The organism is Sphingomonas sp., assembly GCA_019635535.1.
In the GTDB taxonomy this organism is placed as follows: domain Bacteria; phylum Pseudomonadota; class Alphaproteobacteria; order Sphingomonadales; family Sphingomonadaceae; genus Allosphingosinicella.
In genome coordinates this window covers 2,571,986-2,596,340 of the sequence record JAHBZH010000001.1, presented here as the reverse complement: position 1 = coordinate 2,596,340, position 24,355 = coordinate 2,571,986, and the positions used below count along the sequence as shown (strand labels likewise).

Sequence of the window (24,355 nt, the reverse complement as noted above, 5' to 3'; positions counted from 1 at the left end):
TACGAAGCCAGGCTTCGGCTTGTGCGCTATCTGGGGAACCGCCTCGTATTTCATTCGTGCAATACGCATAGCAGAAGCCCACCACCCATTGTGCCCGTGAATCGTTGGTTTCTGCGAGCGCAACAAACGCGGGAAAAGATGCCCTGCTCAGTAAAGTTCTCTGAACTAGGCCCATGTGATAGGAATATTCATCGTTGTTTGGTTCGGAAATTGTCCATTGCCTCTCTTGCGTGCTTTCCAGGGCGGCTCGAGCGGTAGAAATTGTTTGGGCAGGGTGTCCTGTTGGAGGGGCGGTTGTCTGTCGTTCCCGCCGTGGCGACGTCGATGTCGCCGACCGCTCCAATTGTGCAATTCGCGCTCGCGCTTCTCCGACCCGCGAATCCTGCGGGCAAGAAGCGATGAACCGGCGATACTGAGCGATCCGTTGGCTCGGCCTACCTGATCCGGCCCGCTGCCACTGTATGTCGCAGGCAAGCAAGCTGGTCTGGCTGAGTACGGCCTCCGGCGCGGCGAGCGCGGTCGCTACAAGGCACGAGAGTATGACTGCGATCTTCAATTTGGGCATCGGGTCATCTCGTAGTCGATATCCTGCTCGCGGGCTCTGACGACGGTGCCTATGCGCGTGTAGGTTCCTCCATCCGTTACTACCCAGGCAGCCGAGGCTCCCCTAGTCGAGCGTTCATGGCGGTTCCCCCCAAACTCGATCACGAGCCGGCCCGGAGCGCCGGAAATCACCATTGGGGACGAGCAGTTGCCGTTAATCCCCCATCGGCCGTAAAGCCAGTTTTGCGGTTCGACGCGCTCGACTGTAGATTTGATGGGCGTCGCCGTCTCGGCGATTGAGGCTTCCGGCGTGGTATCAGCGTCACCTCCCCCCGATCGCACCAGCAGCCAAATCAGGATCAATGCAGCAAGCCCTGGAAGCGCAAGCAACAGCCGATTTCTGTGTTCGGTCGTCCATCCAGTCCATCGTCCAAATAGACTCGACCCCTTTTCCTGCGTCCTCGCCATGGCTTTGGCTTGCGGCGCGCCGATTGTAGCGGTGGCCGATTCCGAGGCGGAAGCGCGCGCTGCGGCGGGCGCGGATTTCGCGCTCGGCGCAGCGGGTTTCTCGGTATGCGGCGCAGTGGTGATCCTCATCTGGAGCAAGGTGCGCATGCTCGCGGCGAGTTCGGACAAAGCCTTGCGAGCTGCCTCGCTCTCGTAGTTGCTGTGCCGCAAGTGTCGGAAGTCGAACCATTGCAATGTTTTAAGGGTCGCAAGGGCATTCGGATCAAATGCGTCCACTCCCTCGATATCGATAAGATATAAAGGAAAGATACGACTTCGTCGTGGGAGGTCCGGATAAGTTACGAACAGCCCTGCCTGGCGATCGAGAAAAATCGACACCTCGCGGCAGCACCATTCGCTCTGAATAAAGTTTGGCGTGATGATCGGGATGAAAAAGGTTGCGTCCCTCAAATAGCCCGAAATCTCGCTTTCCCAGTCCGCGCCGATCGGAATCGTGGTGATATCTTGGAACAGCCGAATCTGCTCCCGTCCATATTGCTGCTGCAGTTCGGACACGAGCAAGATACGCAGGCTGCTCAGCTTGCCGTTCGATAGATCGTTGTCCTGGCGCGCATAGCTCCAGAAACCGACGGGAGGTAGGCGCATTTCAGTCATGGTCGTGTGCTAATCCCGCCACGACAGCCCTACCCGCGCGGTCCAATGTCATTCCCCCTGTCACCCAACAATGCACCACAATTATCATTTAGACGCTTTGGCATCGATCCGATAGGTGCCTAGGTTCCGCCCGGACAATCACGTGAAAATGCCGACATTCCCTTCCGGACAGGCCATTAGGCGCGCGAAATCTCCACATTGTGCATGAAAACACCAGTTCCATGCAGCGTTTTGGAGGATTCTTGCTCTGATTATGGTGGGGCTTGCACTTCCGCATCCCCTGCGACAGTCTGTTGCAGCGCAACAAGCGGAGACGTTTCGCTGGACGGGGAGAGCCAGGATTGGCGACGGCGCCGGCATCGCAGGGTCTGTATGACCCCCGCAACGAGCATGACTCGTGCGGGATGGGCTTCGTCGCGCATGTAAGGAACATGAGCTCCAACGCGATCATCGCGCAGGGCCTCCACATTCTCGCCAATCTCGATCATCGCGGCGGCGTCGGCGCCGATCCGCTGATGGGCGACGGCGCCGGCTGCCTGATCCAGATCCCCGACGCCCTGTTCCGAGACTGGGCGGAAAAAGCGCGGCTCAGCCTGCCCGCAAGAGGCGATTATGCCGTGGCGATGTGCTTCCTGCCCCGCGATGCGGCGAGCCGGCAGGCGGCGGTCGAGCGGTTCGAGCGGTTTATCCGGATCGAGGGGCAGGTGCTGGTCGGCTGGCGCGACGTGCCTGTCGATACGGCCGGACTGGGCGCGGCGGTGCTTGAATCGATGCCGGTCATCGCCCAGGCGGTCGTGGCGCGCGGGCCGAATGTCCGGGACCAGGACGCGTTCGAGCGCAAGCTGCTCGCGATCCGCAAGCAGACTCTCAATCCACTGGAGGCCGAAGCGCTGAAGCGCGATCTGCCCGGCCTGCCGGATTTCTACATCGCGTCCTTCTCCAGCCGGACGCTCGTCTACAAGGGTATGCTGCTCGCGAACCAGGTGGGCGGTTTCTACACCGACCTTGGCAATCCGCTGACAGTGTCGGCGCTGGCCATGGTGCATCAGCGCTTCTCGACCAACACCTTCCCGTCCTGGCGGCTCGCGCATCCCTACCGCCTCATTGCGCACAACGGCGAGATCAACACGGTGCGCGGCAACGTGAACTGGATGAACGCGCGCCGTCGCACGCTCGAATCGCCTTTGCTCGGCGCCGATCTCGACAAGATGTGGCCGATCATCCCGCACGGCCAGTCGGACACCGCCTGCCTCGACAACGCGCTCGAGCTGCTGATCGCCGGCGGCTATTCGCTGCCGCACGCGATGATGCTGCTCATCCCGGAGGCCTGGTCGGGCGACGCGCGGATGGAGCCGAAGCGCCGCGCCTTCTACGAATATCATGCCGCCCTGATGGAGCCGTGGGACGGCCCCGCCGCCATCGCCTTCACCGACGGGCGCCAGATCGGCGCCACGCTGGACCGCAACGGCCTACGCCCGGCGCGCTTCGTCGTCACCGACGACGACCTCGTCGTCATGGCCTCCGAATCCGGCGTGCTGCCGATCCCGGAGGAGAAGATCGTCCGCAAGTGGCGGCTCCAGCCCGGCAAGATGCTGCTCATCGACCTGGAGGAAGGCCGGATCGTCGAGGACGCGGAGGTCAAGGCGAAGCTGGCCGACGAGGAGCCCTATGGCGACTGGCTGGCCGCGACCCAGTTCGACGTCCGCGACCTGCCGCCCGGCTGCAACCCGATCCGCCGCCCGCCGGACGACAATGTGTTTCGCCGCACCCAGATGGGTTTCGGCTATACCGAGGAGGATTTGAAATTCTTCCTCGCGCCGATGGGCGCGCTGGCGGACGATCCGGTCGGATCGATGGGAACGGACACGCCGCCCGCCGTGCTCTCGGACAAGCCGCGTTTGCTCTACGACTATTTCAAACAGAATTTCGCGCAGGTGACGAACCCGCCGATCGACCCGATCCGCGAGAGCCTCGTGATGAGCCTCGTCACCATGATCGGCCCGCGCCCCAACCTGCTCGGCCACCAGGCCGGCTCGCACAAGCGCCTCGAGGCGGCGCAGCCGATCCTCACCAACGAGGATCTGGAGAAGATCCGCTCGATCCACGAGACGCTGGACGGTGCCTTCCGCACCCAGACGCTCGACGCCACCTGGCCGAAAGGCGGGGACGTCCAGTCGCTCGAAGCCGCGCTGCAACGGCTCTGCTGGGAAGCGACCGAAGCGGTGCTCGCCGACATCAACATGCTGATCCTCTCCGATCGCGCCGCGAGCGCGGAGCGCATCCCGATCCCGGCGGCGCTCGCCACCGGCGCGGTCCATCATCACCTGATCCGCCAGGGCCTCCGGATGCAGACCGGCCTCGTCGTCGAGACCGGCGAGGCGCGCGAGGTCCATCATATGTGCGTCCTCGCCGGCTATGGCGCGGAGGCGGTCAATCCCTGGCTCGCCTTCGACACGATCGACGACCTCTGCGCGCGCGGCCGGATCGCGCTGCCGCCGGAGAAAGCGCGGGCCAATTACATCAAGGCGCTCGGCAAGGGCATGCTGAAGGTGATGTCCAAGATGGGCATCTCGACCTTCCAGTCCTATTGCGGCGCGCAGATCTTCGATTCGATCGGCCTCGCCCAGCCGTTGGTCGACCGCTATTTCACCGGCACCGCGACGACGGTGGAAGGCATCGGCCTCGCCGGCCTCGCCGAGGAGACGGCGCGCCGCCACCGCCTCGCCTGGGGCGATGAGGACACGCTGCTTGACATGGGCGGCCTCTACGGCCAGCGCGCCGGCGGCGAGGCGCATGCCTGGACGTTCGACAGCATCGCGAACCTCCAGCACGCGGTGCGCGGCAACCTGCCGGACAAGTACCGGGCCTTCGCAGCGGAGATCAACGCGCGGGACCGCCGACTGCTCACCCTGCGCGGCCTGCTCGATTTCCGCCCCGCCGGCCCGGCCGTCCCGCTCGACGAGGTCGAGCCCGCCAGCGAGATCGTGAAGCGTTTCGCCACCGGCGCGATGAGCTTCGGCTCGATCAGCCGCGAGGCGCACACCAATCTCGCCATCGCGATGAACCGGATCGGCGGCAAGTCCAACACCGGCGAGGGCGGCGAGGAGCCGGAGCGTTTCGGCACCGCCGAACGCTCGGCGATCAAGCAGGTCGCCTCGGGCCGGTTCGGCGTCACCGCCGAATATCTGGTCAATGCCGACGACATCCAGATCAAGGTCGCGCAGGGCGCCAAGCCGGGCGAGGGGGGACAACTGCCAGGCCACAAGGTCGACAGGCATATTGCCAGCGTCCGCCATTCCACGCCCGGCGTCGGCCTGATCTCGCCGCCGCCGCATCACGACATCTATTCGATCGAGGATCTGGCCCAGCTCATCCACGATCTGCGCTCGGTCAATCCGCCGGCGCGCATCTCGGTGAAGCTGGTCAGCGAGGTCGGCGTCGGCACGGTCGCGGCCGGCGTCGCCAAGTGCCTCGCCGATCATGTCACCATTTCGGGCTATGAGGGCGGCACCGGCGCCTCGCCGCTCACCTCGCTGACCCATGCCGGCCTTCCCTGGGAGATCGGCCTCGCCGAGACCCAGCAGACTTTGGTCCGCAACGGCCTGCGCGGGCGCATCTGCGTGCAGGCGGACGGCGGCCTGCGCACCGGTCGGGACGTCGCCGTCGCCGCCTTGCTCGGCGCCGACGAGTTCGGCTTCGCCACCGCGCCCTTGATCGCGTCGGGCTGCGTGATGATGCGCAAATGCCATCTCAACACCTGCCCGGTCGGCATCGCGACGCAGGACCCGGTGCTGCGCGCCCGCTTCACCGGCCAGCCCGGGCATGTCGTCAATTATTTCTTCTACGTCGCCGAGGAGCTGCGCGGGATCATGGCCGCGCTCGGCCTCAGGAGCCTCGACGAAATGATCGGCCGCGCCGACCTGCTCGACGCCGCGTCGGCCGAGGCGCACTGGAAGGCGCAGGGCGTCGAGCTCGGCCGGCTGCTCCACGTCGCCGAGGGCGATGCGCGCCGCAACGACGCGCCGATCCCCCACGCGCCGGTCGCCAGGCTCGACGCGCGCATGGTCGAATTGCTCGACCGCCCGATGCCGGCGCGGATCGAGATGGACGTGACCAATATCGACCGTTCGGTCGGCGCCTTCGTCTCCGGCGAGATCGCCCGGCGGCACGGCCATGCCGGCCTGCCCGAAGGCAGCCTTCACGCCCTGCTCACCGGCACGGCGGGCCAGAGCTTCGGCGCCTTCCTCGCGCGCGGCGTGACGCTGGAGCTGATCGGCGACGGCAACGATTATGTCGGCAAGGGCCTCAGCGGCGGTCGCCTGATCGTCCGCCCGCCCGAGGCCGCGCCGCGCGAGGCCGCCGCCAACATCGTCGTCGGCAACACCTGCCTCTACGGCGCGATCGAGGGCGAGGCCTATTTCTCCGGCGTCGCGGGCGAGCGTTTCGCGGTGCGCAATTCCGGCGCGGTCGCGGTGGTCGAGGGCACCGGCGATCATGGCTGCGAATATATGACGGGCGGTCTGGTCGTCGTGCTCGGCCCCGTGGGCCGCAATTTCGCCGCCGGCATGTCGGGCGGCATCGCCTGGGTCTGGGATCCGCAGGCCGAGCTGGAAGGAAGCTGCAACCGCGCCGGCGTCGAGCTGGAGGCGGTCGAGGATGCCGATCGCCTGCGCGCCTTGGTCGAAAACCACCGCAAGCTCACCGGCAGCAAGCGCGCCGCCGAACTGCTCGCCGACTGGCCGGCCGCGCTTGCCCGGTTCGTCCAGGTGATGCCGGTCGAATATCGCCGCGCCCTCGCCGGCCTGAAGGCGGAGGCCGCCTGAGATGACCACCAACCCCACCGGCTTCCTCGAGATCGAACGCAAGGACCGCGCCTACCGCCCCGTCGCGGAGCGCCTTGCCCACTGGCGCGAGTTCGTCGAACCGCTGCCCGGCGACGGCATCGTCCGGCAGGCCGAGCGCTGCATGGATTGCGGCGTGCCCTTCTGCCACACCGGCTGCCCGGTCAGCAATTTCATCCCCGACTGGAACGATCTGGTCGGCCGCGACCAGTGGCGCGCGGCCCTCGACCGCCTCCACGCGACCAACAATTTCCCCGAATTCACCGGCCGCGTCTGTCCCGCTCCGTGCGAGGCGGCCTGCACGCTCAACCTTCAGGACACGCCCGTCACCATCAAGACGATCGAGTGCGAGATCGTCGATCGCGGCTGGCGGGAGGGGTGGGTCACGCCCCGCAACGCCGATCGCGGCACCGGCAAGCGCATCGCCATCGTCGGCTCCGGCCCGGCCGGCCTCGCCTGCGCGCAGCAACTCGCCCGCGCCGGCCATTCGCCGACCGTGTTCGAAAAGGCCGACAAGGCGGGCGGCCTGCTCCGCTACGGCATTCCCGACTTCAAGCTCGAAAAGGACCTGATCGACCGGCGCGTCGCCCAGATGGAGGTAGAGGGCGTCATCTTCCGCACCAATATCGAGGTCGGCGTCACCGTCTCGGTCGATCGGCTGATGGACGATTATGACGTGCTCGTCCTCGCCGGCGGCGCCGAGCAGCCCCGCGACCTCCCCGTGCCGGGCCGCGCGCTGGACGGCGTCCATTTCGCGATGGACTATCTGACGCAGGCCAACCGGCGCGTCGCCGGCCTGCCGGAGGCGAACGCGCCGATCCTGGCGACGGGCAGGCATGTGATCGTGATCGGCGGCGGCGACACCGGCTCCGACTGCATCGGCACCGCCAACCGCCAGGGCGCGGCCAGCGTCACCCAGCTCGAAATCCTGCCCGAGCCCCCGGCCCACGAGAACAAGGCGCTCACCTGGCCGCTCTGGCCGATGAAGCTGCGCACCTCCTCCTCGCAGGAGGAAGGCGCGGAACGCGAATTCTCCGTCACCACCTCCCGCCTCGAAGGCCAGGACGGCCGCGTCACCGCTTTGGTCTGCGCGCAGGCGGACAAGGAGATCGTGCTCAAGGCCGATCTCGTCCTCCTCGCGATGGGCTTCACCGGCACGCCGCTGGACGGCGTCGCGGGCAAAGCGGGCGTCGAACTGACCCCCCGCGACGCGATCGCCACCGCCCCCGGCCGCTACGACACGTCGCGCCCCAACATCTTCGCCTGCGGCGACATGCGTCGCGGCCAGAGCCTCATCGTCTGGGCCATCCGCGAAGGCCGCGACTGCGCCGCGGCGGTGCACGCTCACCTGGTGGCGGAGGCGACGCCATAAGCCAAGCGGTCATGCCGACAGGCTGGGAAGCGACGCTTTGAGAAGCCGTCGGCCGGCTGGAATCTAACATTCACAAACGTGATAGTGAATGTTGACTTGCCCAATATCCCCGTGCAACTTTGCAGGTAAGGCACGAGGCATACAATCGTGTTATTGGGAGAGGGAATTGGCATGGCGTCGGCGATCCGGGCAGAGATGTTGATCGTGGCTTCGGCCAGCGCGCCGGGTGGTACCAAGGCAAGAGGCCCAGGGCGGAGCGCCACTACATCGTTCGAATTGGCGCCTGACCGCAGATGACGGAGGCCGTCTCTCGATCTCACGAAGCACTGGGGGCGCCCGTGGTCCGGCCGGATGCGCGCGCCTGGGTCGTGCTCGCGCTTCTGTGCTTCGTCTATGTGCTCAATTTCCTGGACCGCCAGCTGCTGTCGATCCTTGCCAAGCCGATCCAGGACGAGCTCGGCATCACGGACGGGCAGATCGGCCTGATCAGCGGCCTCTATTTCGCGATCTTCTACTGCGTTGTCTCGATCCCGGTCGCCTGGTTCGCCGATCGGACCAACCGGGTGAAGGTCGTCTCCTTCGCCTGCGCCCTGTGGAGCGCGGCGACGGTCGCCTGCGGGCTCGCGCGCAACTATCCGGAGCTCGCGGTGGCGCGAATGACGGTCGGCCTGGGCGAGGCGGGCGGCGTGCCGCCCTCCTATGCGATCATCTCAGATTATTTTCCGCCAGGGACGCGCGGCACGGCGCTCGGCCTCTACAATTTCGGACCGCCGATCGGCGCGATGCTGGGCGTCGCCTTCGGCGCGTCGATCGCCGCCGCCTATAGCTGGCGCGATGCCTTCATCGCGATCGGCGTGATCGGCATCATCGCCGCCCTGGTCGTGTTGCTCGTCGTGCGCGAGCCGAAGCGGGGCGGGCTCGATGTGGCACCGGACGGTGCGCCTATCGCGGCCGAGCCGCCGGCGCGTTTCAAGGACACCTGTCGGATGTTTTTCACCCGGCCGACGCTTCTCCTCCTCGCGCTCGCCTGCGGCGCCACCCAGTTCATCACTTATGGTTCGCTCAACTTCACCACGCTCTTCCTGATGCGCGAAAAAGCGATGACGCTGAACGAAATCGCCATCTGGTACGCCTTGCTGATCGGCATCTTCACCACGCTCGGCATGTACGTGTCCGGCCGGCTGACCGATCGCTTCACGGCACGAACGAAGCGGGCCTATGCCTATATCCCGGCCGTCGGGCTGGTGCTCGCCGTGCCGCTCTTCATCGGTTTCGTCTGGGCGCCGACCTGGCAGATCGCCTTGCTCTTCCTCGCGCTGCCGACCGGCCTCAATTACTTCTATCTTTCGCCCGCGGTCACGCTCGTCCAGGAATCGGTACGGCCCAATCAGCGGGTGCTGGCCGGCGCGTTGCTGCTGCTCGTCATGAACCTGATCGGCCTGGGCTTCGGGCCTACCTGGGTCGGCCTCGCGAGCGACTGGTTCCGCGCGGCCTATCCCGACAATTCGCTGCAAATGGCCTTCTATACGCTGGTGCCTTTCTACGCGCTGGCGGTGCTGCTCTTCCTCGCGCTGGCGCGGGCCTTGGGCAGGGAGATGGCCGGCACCCGAACGCAAGGCTGATCGGCGGATGCTCACCTCAACAACAGCCGCCCGGTGATGCGCAAAGTCATTCACACGCTCGATAGTGAGTATTGACAGGCAGGCACGGTGCGCTACAAAAAGACCCGGAAAAGAGGGCGCGCACGACCCGCTTGCCACAGGGGAGGACAATTGCATGAAGGCCAGGCTTCTCGCATCCGTTTCGGCGGCGGCCGCCGTTATGTTCACGCCCGGCACGGCCTGGGCGCAACCATCATATGACAGCGCCGAATCGGCCCAGACCGAAACCGGGTCCGCGGCCGGACGTTCCGCGTCGGCCGAGGACGACCAGGCGATCATCGTCACGGCCACGCGCCGTGCCGCGCGCCTGCAGGACGTCCCGCTCAGCGTCACGGCGTTCAGCCAGGAAGAATTGAACGAGCTCGGCATCGTCGGCTATGAGGGTCTGGCGCAGAACACGCCGGGCATCGTCGTCAACCGGCCGACCCAGAATTTCAACAATTTCACCAGCCGCGGCATCAACACCAACGGCTACAGCGCCGGACTGCAAAGCGCGGTCGCGATCTATATCGACGAGCTGCCGATCTCGGCGAACGGCAATTCGACCATCCTCGATCCGAACCTTTATGACGTGGAGCGGGTCGAGTTCCTGCGCGGTCCGCAGGGGACCCTTTTCGGATCGAACTCGCTCGCCGGCGCCATGCGCATCCTGACGCGCAGCCCGAATTTCAATCGCTTCGAGGCGTCTGCGCAGGTCGATTTCGGCCTGACCGGCTCCGATTCCCTGCGCCAGCGCTACAATGCCATGATCAACGTCCCGATCATCGACGATGGAATGGCGCTGCGGATCGTCGGCTATTACCGTAACGAAGACGGCTGGATCGACAATATCGGTACCGGCATCGAGGATTCGAACGCGCTGGAAGCCTATGGCGGCCGCGCAATCCTGCTGATGCGGCCCAGCGACCGGATGACGGTCCGGCTGCTCGCCTCCTACGAGCACAGCAAGCCCGAGGATTCCGCGCTCACCAATCCGGCGCTGGGAACCTTCGTGCGCCGGTCCGACCGGCCCGACCTGTTCCAGGGCGAGCTGTCCAATTTCAATGTGACGGTCAATTACGAATTCGACTTCGCCGAGTTGATCAGCTCGACGACCTTGTCGAAATATGACGCATCCTTCTACGTCGACCTCGCCGGCACGTTCGGCCAGTTCATCCCCTTCGCGCTCGACGCCTTCGGCTTCGACGATCTGTTCGTCCAGGAATCGCGGCTCGTCTCAAGCCATGGCGGCCCGGTCGACTGGGTGGCCGGCTTCTTCTATTACACCAAGCGGCGCACGGTCGATTTCGCCTACCGCTCGTCGCCGGAATTCCTTGCCGCGCGCGGGCTGACCGGGCTGCCGGACGAATATTATCAGCGCTTCAACTCCTATACCGACCAAAGTGAAATCGCCGGCTTCGGCGAGCTCACCTATCGCTTCAGTGACGATTTCTGGATCACCGGCGGCCTGCGTTATGGCCGGACCGAGGTTCAGTCCTTCACCCGCGCCGGCGGCTATAACAGCAATTATCTGGCCGTCGCGCTCGGCGGCTTTTCCAACATTCCGCTTACGGTCGTGCCGATCCCGGCCGCGACCGGCCTGCGGGTCGAGGACGACCGGCTGTCGTACAAGGTGAGCGTGTCGTGGCGGCCGACGCCGAACGTCACCACCTATGCGACCATTTCCACCGGCTTCCGTACGCCTGTGGTGAACGCGCGCGCCGGCCTGGTCAGCACGCTCAATCCCAACGATATCGTGATCCCGGACGGGGCGCGATCGGACAGCGTCACCAATTACGAGGTCGGGGTGAAAGGTCGCTGGCTGGGCGGCAATCTCACCGCCAACATCGCTGCCTATTATATCGACTGGCAGGACATCCAGGTCCAGGCGAACCGCATTTCGGACTCCATCCAGTTCGCCACCAATATCGGCGGGGCCGAAAGCTACGGTCTGGAGTTCGAGATCATGGCCCGGCCCTTCCGGGGGCTGAGCCTTTCGCTCAACGGATCGTTCAACGAGGCCAAGGTGACCGAGCTCAGCCCGCTCGAAGCGGCGATTTCCGGCGCCGTTCTCGGCGTGCGCCTCGCCTCGCCGCGGTTCCAGGGCTCCGGCACGCTGCGCTACGATTTCGCGGTGGGTTCGGACACCAACGCCTATGCCGCGGTGAACGTCTCCCATGTGGGGTCCTTCCCGAACCAGTTCCCCAACGTCCCCGGCAATCCCAATGCGGCGAGTCCGACCTTCGATTACACCGAAGCCTGGACAAACGTGAACCTCTATGCCGGCACCACGATCGGCCGGCTGAATCTCACGGCCTATATGGAAAATGTCTTCGACGAGGATAAGGTCACCTACGTCCATCCCGAGGCGTTTCTCGATGGCCGTTATGCCAGGATGCGCCCTCGCACGATCGGCATCCGCGCCGGTTATCAGTTCTAGTCGAAAGGCGGGAAACGACCGATGCCCCTGTTTGTGCGAAGCGTAATCCTGGCACTGATGAGTTGTCTTGCGGTTCCGGCCGCGGCGCATGAACCGGCGGTGGCGCAAGCCCCGGCCGGCGCGGCGCGCGGCACGGTCGAGGACGGCATCCGCGTCTTCAGGGGATTGCCCTTTGCGCAGCCTCCCGTCGGGGAGCGGCGCTGGCGTCCGCCGGCCGAAATGCCGCGCTGGGAAGGCGTGCGCGACGCGACGAGTTTCGGCGCGTCGTGCATCCAGCCCGCGCGGCGCGGGCCCAGCATCTATGCCGACGATGTCGGCCCGACGAGCGAGGATTGCCTGACGCTCAACATCTGGGCGCCTGAAAATGCCGAGAATGCGCCGGTGCTCGTCTGGATTTACGGTGGCGCGCTGACTTCGGGCGCGAGCCGGCTGGCGATGTATGATGGCGCGGCACTGGCCCGGCAGGGGCTTGTGGTCGTGTCGATCAACTATCGCGTCGGCGTGCTCGGCTATCTCGCCCATCCCGAGCTCAGCGGGGAATCGGACGAGCGCGTATCCGGCAATTACGGCCTACTCGACCAGATCGCCGCCTTGCGCTGGATCAACCGCAACATCGCGTCCTTCGGCGGCGATCCTGCGCAGGTCACGATCTCCGGCGAATCCGCCGGGGCGCTCAGCGTCACCTATCTGATGGCCTCGCCCCGTGCGCGCGGCCTGTTCCACCGGGCGATCGCGCAAAGTGCCTATATGCTGTCCACCCCGGAGCTGCGCGCGCCCAGCTACGGTGCCCCGCCGGCAGAGGCGGTCGGCATCTGGCTCCAGGGTCAGGTCGGCGCCGGCGGCCTTGCCGACCTGCGCGCGATGGACGCGCAGCAGCTGACCGAAGCGGCCGTCACCGCCGGCTACATCCCCTGGGGCACGATCGATGGCGCGATTCTGCCCCGCCAGCTCGTCGACACGTTCGATCGAGGGGAACAGGCGCCGGTTCCGGTTCTCGCCGGTTTCAACGACGGCGAGATCCGTTCGCTGCGCATCCTCCTGCCGCCGGCGCCGCCCGCCGATGCGGCGGCCTATGTGGCAGCGGTCCGCAACGGTTATGGCGATCTCGCCGACGCCGCCCTGCGTTTCTACCCGTCCGACAATCTCGAAGAGAGCATGCTCGCGACGACGCGCGATGCGATGTACGGCTGGACCGCGGAACGGCTCGCGGCGAAGCAGACCGCGCTCGGCCAGTCCTCCTTCCTCTATTATTTCGATCATGGCACGCTCGCGACCGAAGCCGCCAATCTCCACGCCTTCCACGCGATGGAAATCCCATATGCCTTCGGCACGACCCGGCTGACTGCGCCGGGCTGGCCCGCTATTCCCGACACGCCTGCTGAACGCGCGCTTGAACAGGCGATCATGGGCTATTGGGCCTCTTTCGCGCGGAGCGGCCGGCCGGCCGCCGAGGGGCAGCCCATGTGGCATCCCTATGGCGAGGATCAGGCCTATATGCGCTTCGCCGGAACGCCGCGGGCGGGGAATGATCTCCTCCCCGGTCATTATGAGCTGCATGAAGAGGTCGTCTGCCGCCGCCGAGCGGCCGGCATCGGCTGGACCTGGAATGTCGGCGTCATCGCCCCCTCCATGCCGCCGCAGGCGCCGGGGTGCCGATGACGGACGGCACGATGCAGCCCTTCGCTCTGACGGTCGACAAGTTCCTGCTCCACGCCGCCAAATGGCACCCCCGCAGTGAAGTTGTCACAGCCCGAAGCGACGGCGCGATCGACCGGATCACCTATCCGGCCCTGCTTGAACGCGCCCGGCATGTCTCGGCCGCGCTTGCGCGACGGGGCCTGTCTCGCGGGGATCGCGTGGCGACGCTGGCCTGGAACACGCAGGCGCATCTTGAGGCCTGGTACGCCATCATGGGCATGGGCGCCGTCTGCCATACGCTCAACCCGCGTCTGCTCGGCGAGCAAAGCGCGGCCATGGTGCGGCAGTCCGAAGCGCGGATATTGATCGTCAGCGCCGATCTGGCCGTGCTGGCGAGCGAGATGCTGGCCGGCGCGCCTTCGATCGCGCAGATCATCGTCATCGACGGGCCGGCCGATGCCATGGCGGCCCATGCGGAAGGGCGGACGGTCGTCGCGATCGAGAATGCGATCGCCGGCGATCCCGACGAGATCGAATGGGGCGGTTTTGACGAAACTGCGCCGTGCGGCCTGTGCTTCACGTCCGGAACGACCGGCTCGCCCAAGGGCGTCACCTATACGCATCGCGGCAATTATCTGCACACGCTGCGACAATTGCAGGCGGACGTGACCGGGCTCACATCCCGGGATTCGGTGTTGACGGTCGTCCCGATGTTCCATGCCAATGCCTGGGGCCTGCCTTTCTCGGTGCCGGCGGTCGGCGGCAAGCTCATCCTTCCCGGCCGGCAGGCGGACGGTGCCAGTCTTGCCGATCTGATCGAGGCCGAGCGCGCGACGATCGGCGTGGGGGTTCCCACGGTCTGGCTCGGCCTGATGGACCATCTCGACGAAACCGGCCGGCAATTGCCGTCGCTCGCCCGCATCATGGTGGGCGGCGCGCCGATGCCGCCGGCACTGATGGCGCGGATCGAGGATCGCGGCATCCAGGTGCAGACCACCTGGGGCATGACCGAGCTGTCACCGCTTGGAACCGCCTCGCTGCCGGGCGCGCCGGATCGTCTGGCATCGCAGTCCGGACGTCCGGCGGTCGGGATTGATCTGATGCTTGCGGACGCAGAGGGTGCACAACTCGGCGAGCAACGCAATATCGAAGGGCGGCTGCATGTGCGCGGCCCCACCGTGGTCGATCATTATTTCGGGGAGGATCGGCCAGCGACGCGGGACGGCTGGTTCGATACCGGCGATCTTGCCCGTATCGACGAGGCCGGCAATGTCACGATCACCGGTCGCGCGAAGGACCTGATCAAGTCCGGTGGCGAGTGGATCAACCCCAGCGAGATCGAAGCGATCGTGGGGGCGCTGCCGGAGGTGTCGCTGGCCGCAGTGATCGGCCGCAGCGATCCCAAATGGGGCGAACGCCCGATCCTGCTGATCGAGATGCGCAATGGCGCTGCGATCGGCGACGACGTCCTGATCGATGCCTTGCGCGGTCGCGTCGCGCCCTGGTGGATGCCGGAAACGATCGTCCGGGTTCCCAACATGCCGCTGGCTTCTACCGGCAAGATCGACAAGATACGTCTCAGGGCGGAATATAGCCAAGCATGAATCAGGCGCGTACGCCTTCGGTTCGCGCCGAGGCACCGAAACGGAAGGGGCGAGTCTTGTCAGCAGCCAGCCAGCGCAGGCGGCCCACAAAGGCCGAGCGGCGCGCCGAGACGACCGAACAGATCCTCGATACGGCCGAATATTTGTTCTCTACGCACGGTTTTCACGGCGTCACTCTCAAGGACGTCGCCAAGCAGGTCGGCGTCCACCACACGCTCGTGAACTATTATTTCGACGACAAGCGGACCCTGTTCGAAGCCGTTTTCGCCCGGCGCGCCAAGGTCACCATCGACCTGCGGATGAAAGCGCTCGACGAATATGACGCCGCCACTGGGGGCAAGCCCACCGTTGAGGGCGCGCTGCACGCCTTTCTCGACACCGATCTCGACCTCTACATTCAGGGCGGCGAAGGGTGGAAGAATTACGGCGCGTTCGGCGCCCGCGCCTCGAACAGCCCCGAAGGCGCGGAATTCATGGACAAATATTTCGATCCCGTCGTCCTGCGGCTGATCGAAATCCTCAGGAAGGCGCTACCGGAAGCTTCCGAGGAAGACATTTTCTGGGGCTATCATTTCGTCACCGGCGCGCTGATGCTGACCCTGGCTCGCACCGGCCGTATCGACAAGCTGTCTGGCGGCTTGTGCCGGTCGGACGATTATAGCGCCGTGAAGAAGCGAATGGCGAAATTCATGGCGGCGGGCTTCCGCACAATCTGCAAATCGCGGTGAAAGCAAGGCGACAATCCCTGCCGCGGGTGTCGCCAGCTAAATAATTAACTATCGGGATAGTGAAGCTGATGCTGGAAAATCGAAACGAAGCGACAAGGCTGGACGGACGGGTGGCGATCGTCACGGGCGCCGGCGGTGGGCTGGGCCGCTGCCATGCGCTGCTGCTGGCAGCGCGCGGCGCGAAGGTAGTGGTGAACGATCTCGATGCCGCCAATGCCCAGGCGGTCGCGGAGGAAATCCAGCGCGCCGGCGGCGAGGCGGTCGGCATGCCCGCCTCGGTCACCGATGCGGAGTCGATCGCCGCGATGGCGGAGTGGACGATCTCTGCCTGGGGCCGGATCGATATCCTGGTCAACAATGCGGGTATCCTGCGTGACAAGAGCTTCGCCAAGATGACACTCGACGATTTCCGGCTGGTCGTGGACGTGCACCTGATGGGCGCGGCGATCTGCGCCAAGGCGGTGTGGGAAGCGATGCGCGCGCAGCAGTTCGGCCGTATCGTGATGACCACCTCATCGTCCGGTCTCTACGGCAATTTCGGCCAGGCCAATTACGGCGCGGCGAAGATGGCGCTGGTCGGCCTGATGCAGACGCTGGCGCTGGAAGGCGAACGCTACAATATCCGGGTGAACTGTCTCGCCCCAACGGCCGCCACGCAGATGACCGGCGGCTTGATGGCACCCGAGGCGCTGGCGAAGCTGGATCCCGCTCTGGTCAGCCCGGGTCTGCTCGCGCTGGTCGCCGAAGAGGCGCCGACCCGCGCGATCCTGTGCGCCGGCGCCGGCCATTTCGCCCGCGCCTTCGTGACGCTGACCGACGGCCACCATGTCGGCGGCGGCGCGGAAGCGGCCGACCGGGTGATCGAGACCTGGGACGAGATCGGCGACCGGGCGAACGAGATCGTGCCGGCTTACGGTTTCACGCAGGCCGAGCGCGAGCTGGCCAATGCCGGCTTCGGGGAGGCCCTGATGGCGGCGCGCTAGCGGGAGGGTTGGAAAGGACCGCCCGGCGAACAGGGCGGCCTTTCGGGGGAGGACGGAATGGCGAACGAAGACACGCTACCGAAGCATCACGCGCCGACGCGCACCGAGAAGAAGGTCATTCTGGCCTCGTCGCTCGGGACGGCGTTCGAATGGTATGATTTCTACCTTTACGGCTTGCTCGCCACCTATATCTCCGCCCAGTTCTTCTCCGGCGTCAACGAAACCACCGCCTTCATCCTGGCGCTCGGCGCGTTCGCGGCGGGGTTCGCGGTCCGGCCGTTCGGCTCGCTGGTCTTCGGCCGGCTGGGCGATCTGGTGGGGCGCAAATATACTTTCCTCGTCACCATGACGCTGATGGGCCTGTCGACCTTCGCGGTCGGCTTTCTGCCCAATTACGCTTCGATCGGTATCGCCGCGCCGATCATCCTGGTCTTCCTGCGGCTGCTGCAGGGGCTCGCCGTCGGCGGCGAATATGGCGGCGCCGTCACCTATGTCGCCGAACATGCGCCGCAGGGGAAACGCGGCTTCTTCACCAGCTTCATCCAGACCACGGCGACGATCGGGCTGTTCACCGCTTTGCTGCTGGTGATCGGGCTGCGCTGGCTGCTCGGCGAGGAGGCGTTCGCGGACTGGGGCTGGCGCGTGCCTTTCCTGGTCTCGATCCTGCTGCTCGCCATCTCGCTGTGGATCCGCCTCCAGCTCGCCGAAAGCCCGGTCTTCCAGAAGATGAAGGAGGAGGGCACGACCTCGAAGGCGCCGCTCAGGGAGGCGTTCGCGCGCTGGGGGAATTTGAAGTTCGTGCTGATCGCCCTGTTCGGCGCCGTCGCGGGGCAGGGGGTGATCGGCTATACCGGCCAGTTCTACACACTCTTCTACCTGGAGCGGATCGCCCGGATTGATTCCGGCACGGCCAATATCCTGCTCGTCATCGCGCTCGTCATCAGCACGCCGACCTACGTGTTTTTCGGCTGGCTGAGCGACAGGATCGGCCGCAAGAAGATCATCCTGACGAGCTGCGCAATCGCGACCTTCACGCTCTTCCCGCTCTTCCAGCTGCTGACCCATGCGGCCAATCCGGCGCTGGCCGAAGCGGTCGAGCGCGCGCCGGTCACCGTCGTCGCGCCGGCGCGGGAATGTTCCTTCCAGTTCGATCCGATCGGCAAGAACACGTTCGACACGACGAGCTGCGACATCGCCAAGGCCTACCTGGCGCGCAGCGGCGTCAATTACACCAATGTCGCCGCGCCGGCCGGCACCGTGGCCGAGGTTCGCGTCGCCGGCACCGCGATCGCCGCGCCGGATCCGGCCCGGGTGACGGGCGAGGCGCGCGCGGCCGCGATCGATGCGTTTCGCGCCGAGGTCGGCGCCGTGCTGGCCGAGGCGGGTTATCCCGCCCGCGCCGATCCGGAGCGGGTGAACCGGCCGCTGGTGATCGCGGTCATCGTGATGATCATGCTGCTGGTCACGTCGGCCTATGCGCCCCTCGCCGCGATGCTGGTCGAGCTCTTCCCGGCGCGCATCCGCTACACTTCCATGTCCTTGCCCTACCATATCGGCAATGGCTGGTTCGGCGGCTTTCTCCCCACCGTCGCCTTCGCGATGGTCGCGGCGACCGGCAACATCTATTACGGGCTCTGGTATCCGGTCCTGGTCGCGGCGATGACTGTGATCGTCGGCCTCATCTTCCTGCCCGAAACCTTCCGCCGCAATATCGACGAATAAGCTCAGACGGTCGCCACCACATGCGCGACCAGCCGGCGGAAGGCGGCGGTGGCGCGGGCCACTTCGCCGGCATCGACGCAGCGTTCGTCGTCGTCCGCGACATGGTGGAAGCGGTGGATGCCGAACACGCCGGCGACCAGCGGATAGCCCGCCGCGATGACGTTGGTGAGCTCGCCCGCCGACAGCACATCGCTGCCATAGGGCGCCTCGAGCCCCGCCAGGCCGGCGAACTCGCGCCGCGCCACGGGCAGCAGGGACGGGCTCGTCACCAGGTAACGCTGGCTGTCCGTGCCGGGCAGCGGTCGCATCCCGCCCACCGCCTCATGCCAGTCGCGCGCCGCGACATTGGCGCCGAGATGAAGCCAGAAGGCGGTCTCGGCGGGGCGCGGCGCGATCTCGCGCAGCATCTCCTCGGCGCCGAGATATTCATATTCGTGACCGCTGTTGCAGATGAAGGCGAGGTTGAAGCGCGGCGCCGCGCCGGGCAGCCAGCGCGCGAGATCGAGCCAGGCGGCGATCCCGCCGCCCCGCTCGCCGGCACAGGTGAACCAGCCCGAGCGCGGCGTCGAGACGATCAGCCAGCGGGCCGCGCCCCGGTCGATCCGGCCGATCAGGTTGAAGCCCGGCCGCCGCCCGGCCTCGCCGGTAAGGTGCAGCACCCCCCGCTCGCCGCGTCCGGCGGCAGCACGGAACGGCGCCGCATCCTCCGGCGCGAGCAAAGCGACCGGTCCGGCGAACATCGGCTCGCGGCCGTCCGCGTTGAGCGCGATCACCTTGCCGGTCGGGCCGTTGACGATCGCGACGACGGCGCCGGCGCCGGCTGCGAACGCCGCTTCGATCGGCCGCTTGAGCCGGGGCGCGGTGGCACTGGACCAGCGCCCGAAGGGCAGATCGACGAGCGCGATGGCGCCGTCGAGCGGCACGGCGGCATGGCCGTCGGCATCGACGCGAACCAGTGGCGCCGCGATTCCCCCGTCAGGCGTCGGCCGCACGATCGGCTGCGGCCAGACCGCCGCTTGCGCCGCGCCGCAGACCAGCGCGCAGCGCTCCGGTGCGAAGAAGGGCACCGCCACGCTCTGCCGCTCGACCGCGAAGCCGGCGCGCGCCAGCTCCTCCGCGAGCCATTCGCCGCACGCATTGTCGCCCGCGCCGCCGGACTGCTTGCCGCCAAATCCAATATAGCGTTGCAGGTCGGCCGCCACCGAATGGGAGGGCGAGGCCTGCCCCGCCGAGGGGAAACCCAGGCCAGCCAGCGGCAATGCCGTGCTGCCGGCCAGGAACTGCCGCCTCGTGGCGTTCGCGATGGTCATGCTCCTCTCTCCCGCGCGCTGTTATTGATATTCACACACGAGTGAGTGTATTTTCAAGGCAAGCGGCTGACAAGCGCCGCGGAGTGGAGGGTCGATGCGTGGGATAAGGGGATTGGCGCGCCTGCTGGCCGGCTTGCTGCTGGCCGGCCTGGGCACCGCCGCACAGGCCGAGGACCGGCCGGCCGTGACGGTGGCCGAGGGCCGGCTCAGCGGTACGCTCGACGGCGACCTTCGCGTCTTCAGGAACATTCCCTATGCCGCGCCGCCGGTCGGCGACCGGCGCTGGCGCCCGCCGGAGCCGCCCGCGCGGTGGAGCGGCACGCGCGACGCCGCCGCCTTCGGCCCGCGCTGCGTCCAGCCGCCGCTGCCGCCGACCAGCATCTATTACAGCCGGATCGAGGCGATGAGCGAGGATTGCCTCTCGCTCAACGTCTGGTCGCCGGCCGACGCGGCGCGCGCGCCGGTGATCGTGTGGATTCACGGCGGTTCGCTCCGCATCGGGGGCAGCGCGGAGCCGCTGTACGACGGCGCCCCGCTCGCGCGGCGCGGGGTCGTTTTCGTCTCGATCAATTATCGGCTCGGTGTGCTCGGCTGGCTCGCGCATCCGGAGCTCAGCGCCGAATCTCCCCACGGCGCGGCCGGCAATTACGGCCTGCTCGACCAGATCGCCGCCTTGCGCTGGGTGCGGGACAATATCGCCGCGTTCGGCGGCGATCCCGGCAATGTCACGATCATGGGGGAATCGGCCGGCGCGCTCAGCGTGACGCATTTGCTGGCCAGCCCGCCGGCGCAGGGCCTGTTTCACAAGGCGATCGCGCAGAGCACCAATTTGCGCAACATGCCGGAATTGCGGCGCGCGGCTTACGGCCTGCCTTCCGGCGAAGAGAACGGGACGGCGCTCGCCCGCGAGATCGGCGCTACGAACCTGGCGGATCTGCGCGCGATGGATGCAGAGGCGCTGACTCTCGCCGCATTCCGGGCGCGCTTCGATGCGCGCACGATGATGGACGGCTGGGTCTTGCCCCGCCAGCTGCTCGACGCGTTCGACGCGGGCGAATATGCGCGGGTGCCGCTGCTCACCGGCTTCACCGGCGGCGAGATGCGCGCCGGCCTCATTCCCTTGCCGCCCATGCCCGAGACCGCACAGGCCTATGAGGCGGCGGTCGCGCGGAACTATGGCGATCTCGCCCCGGCCTTCCTCGCGCTCTATCCCGCGTCCGACATGCGCGAGAGCATGCTCGCGGTGCTGCGCGATGCCGTGTTCGCATGGTCGAGCGAGCATCTGGTCCAAAGATATGCGGCCGCCGGTGTTCCCGCCTATCTCTATCTGTTCGATCGGTGCGATCCGGAATCCCGGGCGCGCGATCTGTGCGCCTTCCACGCCGCCGAACTGCCCTATCTGTTCGGGCAGGTCGGCCCGGACGCGGTCCTGCCGGATAATTGGCCCGGGCTCGACAATCCCGAGGACATCGCCCTGTCGGCGGCGATGATCGATTATTGGGTCGGCTTCGCGCGCAATGGCGTCCCGGAAGTGGCGGGGCAGCCGCGCTGGCCGGCTTATTCGGAAGAGGAGGCCTATATGCGTCTGGCGGACAGTCCCACGGCGGAACGAAACATCTATCCCGGCATGTTCGAATTGCATGAAGCCGTGATCTCCGCGCGCCGCCGCGGGGATCAGGAGTGGTTCCGCAATATCGGCGTGGCGGGGCACCAACGATAATCGGACGGCGGTTGCCGGCCGGTCTCGCCATCCGCGAAGGCCGCGATTGCGCGGCGGCGGTGCACCAGCATCTGATGGCGGAGGCGGTCGCCGTTTAGGGTCCGTACTCAATAGCCGCAATGATCGGGATCGTCTGGAGAAGGCCGCCGGCAAGGAGGGCGGCTTTCGCGCCAGGGCCGCGTCCCTCGTCGGTCACGACGCGAAGCATCGCTCCCTCCTCGCTCCTTGCCCTGACCCGAAATCCATCCCGTCACGGCCGTTGCGGCTATTGAGTACGGATCCTAGGCGACGGCGGTGGCTTCCAGCTCCACCAGCAAGTCCGGCTCGAACAGGCCCGCGATCCCCAGCAATGTGCATGAGGTCTGGACGCCGTCTTGCGCGAAGATCGGGATGATGGCCTCGGCTTCGGCCATGAACCTGTTCACGTCGGTCGTGTAGATATTGAGCCGGACCACGTCGGTCGGCGCCATATTGGCCTCCGCCAGCGCATCCTTGACGTTGCTCCATGCCTTGCCGAACTGCGCGACGAGATCGCCGGGATGGAGCGTCGCGCCATCGGCATCGGTCGATGTCTGGCCGGAAAGATACAGCGTCCGCTGGGCGCCGCTGACCTCGATGCCGTGATTCAGGCTGAAATGCTGAAGCCACGGCGTCGGATTGATCTCGCGCTTGTTCATGCAAAACCCCCAATCGTCGGCTGCGCCGAGCCTGATGTACAAGCCGACTGGCGAAGGGAAGAGGTTGCACGTCGATCGCGGGGACGACAAGAGACCGTTTCGAACGGGCATTCTTTGTTGGATACAAGTAGGAAATCCTCTGTCAGCCTTGCCCGATGACGCCTGAACTCATCTCTTTTCGAAAGGGCCTGGTTGAAGCCGGCGTCGGTCGTTCGGGTGGGGGCGATTCCTCCCCGACATGGCGTCAGGTTCGTCAACTTCCGCAGGTTGTTGGCGGTTGGGGCTTGCACCGTCCGTCCGCTCTGGCCACAGCCGAATCGCCATGACCGATTTCTACCGCATCCGCCGCCTGCCGCCCTATGTCTTCGCCGAAGTGAACGCGATGAAGGCGGCGGCGCGCGCGCGGGGCGAGGACATCATCGATCTCGGCATGGGCAATCCGGACGGCGCGCCGCCGCCCCATGTGATCGAGAAGCTGGCCGAGGTCGCGCGCAACCCGCGCGCGCACGGCTATTCCGCGTCCAAGGGCATCGCCGGGCTGCGCCGCGCCCAGGCCGGCTATTACCGGCGCCGCTTCGGGGTCGATCTGGATCCCGACAATGAGGTGATCGTCACCCTGGGCTCGAAGGAGGGTCTCGCCAATCTCGCCCAGGCGATCACCGCGCCGGGCGACGTGGTGCTGGCGCCCAATCCCTCCTATCCGATCCACCAGTTCGGCTTCATCATCGCCGGCGCCGCGATCCGCTCCATCCCCGCCGCGCCGGGGCCGGATTTCTTCGACATGCTGGAGCGGGCGGTGCGCTACACGGTGCCCAAGCCCACCGTGCTGGTGATCGGCTATCCCAGCAACCCCACCGCCTATGTCGCCGATCTCCCCTTCTACGAGAAGGTCGTCGCCTTCGCGCGCGAGCACGGCCTGTGGGTCATCTCCGATCTCGCCTACGCCGAAATCTATTATGGCGACATGCCCACCCCCTCGATCCTCCAGGTCGAAGGCGCGAAGGAGGTGGCGGTCGAGTTCACCTCCATGTCCAAGACCTATTCGATGGCCGGCTGGCGGATCGGCTTCGCGGTCGGCAATCCGTACCTGGTCGGCGCGCTCGGCCGGGTGAAATCCTATCTGGATTACGGTGCCTTCACGCCGATCCAGGCCGCCGCCGCCGCCGCGCTCAACGGTCCGCAGGACATCGTCGCGGCGAACCGCAAGCTCTACAAGGGCCGCCGCGATTGCCTGGTCGAAAGCTTCGGACGCGCGGGTTGGGAGATCGCGTCGCCGGAGGCCAGCATGTTCGCCTGGACGCCGATTCCGGAGGAATGGCGCAAGGAGGGCTCGATGGCCTTCGCCAAGCGCCTGCTGCAGGAGGCGGGCGTGGCGGTCAGCCCCGGCGTCGGCTTCGGTGAGGAAGGGGAGGGCTATGTCCGCATCGCCATGGTCGAGAACGAGCAGCGCATCCGCCAGGCGGCGCGCGGCGTGAAGAAGTTCCTGAAAGGCTAGATCGCTTATGGCCCGCCCGCTCACCCCCGCCGCGACCGACGTGGATCTGCGCGCGGTGTGGCGGGTGACGACGCCGAAGATCGAGGCGGACGCGGTCGAATTCTGGCGGCGCCTCGGCCTGCTGCCGCCGGACGTGGACCCGGCGGCGCGCGCCAAGCAGCTCGCGGCTGTGGCCTATCGCGACGGCGCGCTGGTCGGTGTGATGACCGTCTCGCTGGAGCGGGTGGAGGCGGTGCGCGCCCGGCTCGCGATGATCCGCACGGCGGTCGATCCGGAGCATCGCCGCACCCATGTCGTGATGGCTTTGCTGCTCGCCACCCGCTCGACGATCGAGCGCTGGTCGCAGGCCCATCCCGAGGAGCGGATCGCCGGGCTCGGCGCGGTGATCGAAAGCGGCGAGCTCACCGAGCGCCAGCGCCAGGCTTTCTGGCCGCAAAGCCGCCTCGGACTCGCCGGCTACACCACCGACGGCCGCCAGTTCCGTATCTCCTGGTTCGACGATTTCGTGCTGGATCAGTGA

15 protein-coding genes are annotated in these 24,355 nt (G+C 66.5%); 12 read left to right on the top strand and 3 right to left on the bottom strand.

What is annotated here, in order from left to right; all coding sequences use genetic code 11:
• Positions 1-552 precede the first annotated feature (552 nt).
• Positions 553-1,665, bottom strand: a complete 1,113-nt coding sequence (locus tag KF780_13330) for a toll/interleukin-1 receptor domain-containing protein (GenBank protein MBX3562781.1) — start codon at positions 1,663-1,665, stop codon at positions 553-555.
• 404 nt (positions 1,666-2,069) lie between these two features.
• Between KF780_13330 and gltB the strand changes: the two genes are divergently transcribed.
• From gltB to KF780_13285, 9 genes are all read left to right on the top strand, one after another.
• On the top strand, positions 2,070-6,488 hold the full coding sequence (gene gltB, locus KF780_13325; GenBank protein MBX3562780.1) for a glutamate synthase large subunit: 4,419 nt from the start codon (positions 2,070-2,072) through the stop codon (positions 6,486-6,488).
• A 1-nt stretch (position 6,489) separates the two neighbouring features.
• Positions 6,490-7,878, top strand: coding sequence for a glutamate synthase subunit beta (locus KF780_13320; protein ID MBX3562779.1), 1,389 nt, complete (start codon positions 6,490-6,492; stop codon positions 7,876-7,878).
• A 293-nt stretch (positions 7,879-8,171) separates the two neighbouring features.
• A complete protein-coding gene (locus tag KF780_13315; GenBank protein MBX3562778.1) occupies positions 8,172-9,500 on the top strand; it encodes an MFS transporter in 1,329 nt (442 codons plus the stop codon).
• A 154-nt stretch (positions 9,501-9,654) separates the two neighbouring features.
• Positions 9,655-11,958 (top strand): TonB-dependent receptor, encoded by a 2,304-nt coding sequence (locus tag KF780_13310; protein ID MBX3562777.1) that lies wholly within the window; start codon positions 9,655-9,657, stop codon positions 11,956-11,958.
• A 21-nt stretch (positions 11,959-11,979) separates the two neighbouring features.
• Positions 11,980-13,617, top strand: coding sequence for a carboxylesterase family protein (locus KF780_13305; protein MBX3562776.1), 1,638 nt, complete (start codon positions 11,980-11,982; stop codon positions 13,615-13,617).
• Positions 13,614-15,200, top strand: coding sequence for an AMP-binding protein (locus KF780_13300; protein MBX3562775.1), 1,587 nt, complete (start codon positions 13,614-13,616; stop codon positions 15,198-15,200). Before KF780_13305 ends, KF780_13300 begins: the two co-directional genes overlap by 4 nt.
• Positions 15,197-15,928 carry a TetR family transcriptional regulator gene (locus tag KF780_13295; protein ID MBX3562774.1) on the top strand — a complete coding sequence of 244 codons (732 nt, stop codon included), beginning with the start codon at positions 15,197-15,199 and terminating at the stop codon, positions 15,926-15,928. Before KF780_13300 ends, KF780_13295 begins: the two co-directional genes overlap by 4 nt.
• Positions 15,929-15,996: 68 nt before the next feature.
• Positions 15,997-16,911: an SDR family NAD(P)-dependent oxidoreductase gene (locus KF780_13290; protein ID MBX3562773.1), complete on the top strand. Its 915-nt coding sequence runs from the start codon at positions 15,997-15,999 to the stop codon at positions 16,909-16,911.
• 57 nt (positions 16,912-16,968) lie between these two features.
• Positions 16,969-18,633 (top strand): MFS transporter, encoded by a 1,665-nt coding sequence (locus KF780_13285; protein MBX3562772.1) that lies wholly within the window; start codon positions 16,969-16,971, stop codon positions 18,631-18,633.
• A 2-nt stretch (positions 18,634-18,635) separates the two neighbouring features.
• Here KF780_13285 and KF780_13280 read toward each other — a convergent pair whose 3' ends face one another.
• Positions 18,636-19,937 (bottom strand): hypothetical protein, encoded by a 1,302-nt coding sequence (locus KF780_13280; protein MBX3562771.1) that lies wholly within the window; start codon positions 19,935-19,937, stop codon positions 18,636-18,638.
• 100 nt (positions 19,938-20,037) lie between these two features.
• Between KF780_13280 and KF780_13275 the strand changes: the two genes are divergently transcribed.
• On the top strand, positions 20,038-21,663 hold the full coding sequence (locus KF780_13275) for a carboxylesterase family protein (GenBank protein MBX3562770.1): 1,626 nt from the start codon (positions 20,038-20,040) through the stop codon (positions 21,661-21,663).
• Between the two features lie 281 nt (positions 21,664-21,944).
• Here KF780_13275 and KF780_13270 read toward each other — a convergent pair whose 3' ends face one another.
• A complete protein-coding gene (locus tag KF780_13270) occupies positions 21,945-22,340 on the bottom strand; it encodes a RidA family protein (GenBank protein ID MBX3562769.1) in 396 nt (131 codons plus the stop codon).
• A gap of 322 nt (positions 22,341-22,662) precedes the next feature.
• Between KF780_13270 and KF780_13265 the strand changes: the two genes are divergently transcribed.
• Both KF780_13265 and KF780_13260 read left to right on the top strand, forming a co-directional pair.
• Positions 22,663-23,835 carry an LL-diaminopimelate aminotransferase gene (locus KF780_13265; GenBank protein MBX3562768.1) on the top strand — a complete coding sequence of 391 codons (1,173 nt, stop codon included), beginning with the start codon at positions 22,663-22,665 and terminating at the stop codon, positions 23,833-23,835.
• Between the two features lie 7 nt (positions 23,836-23,842).
• Positions 23,843-24,355 (top strand): hypothetical protein, encoded by a 513-nt coding sequence (locus tag KF780_13260; protein ID MBX3562767.1) that lies wholly within the window; start codon positions 23,843-23,845, stop codon positions 24,353-24,355.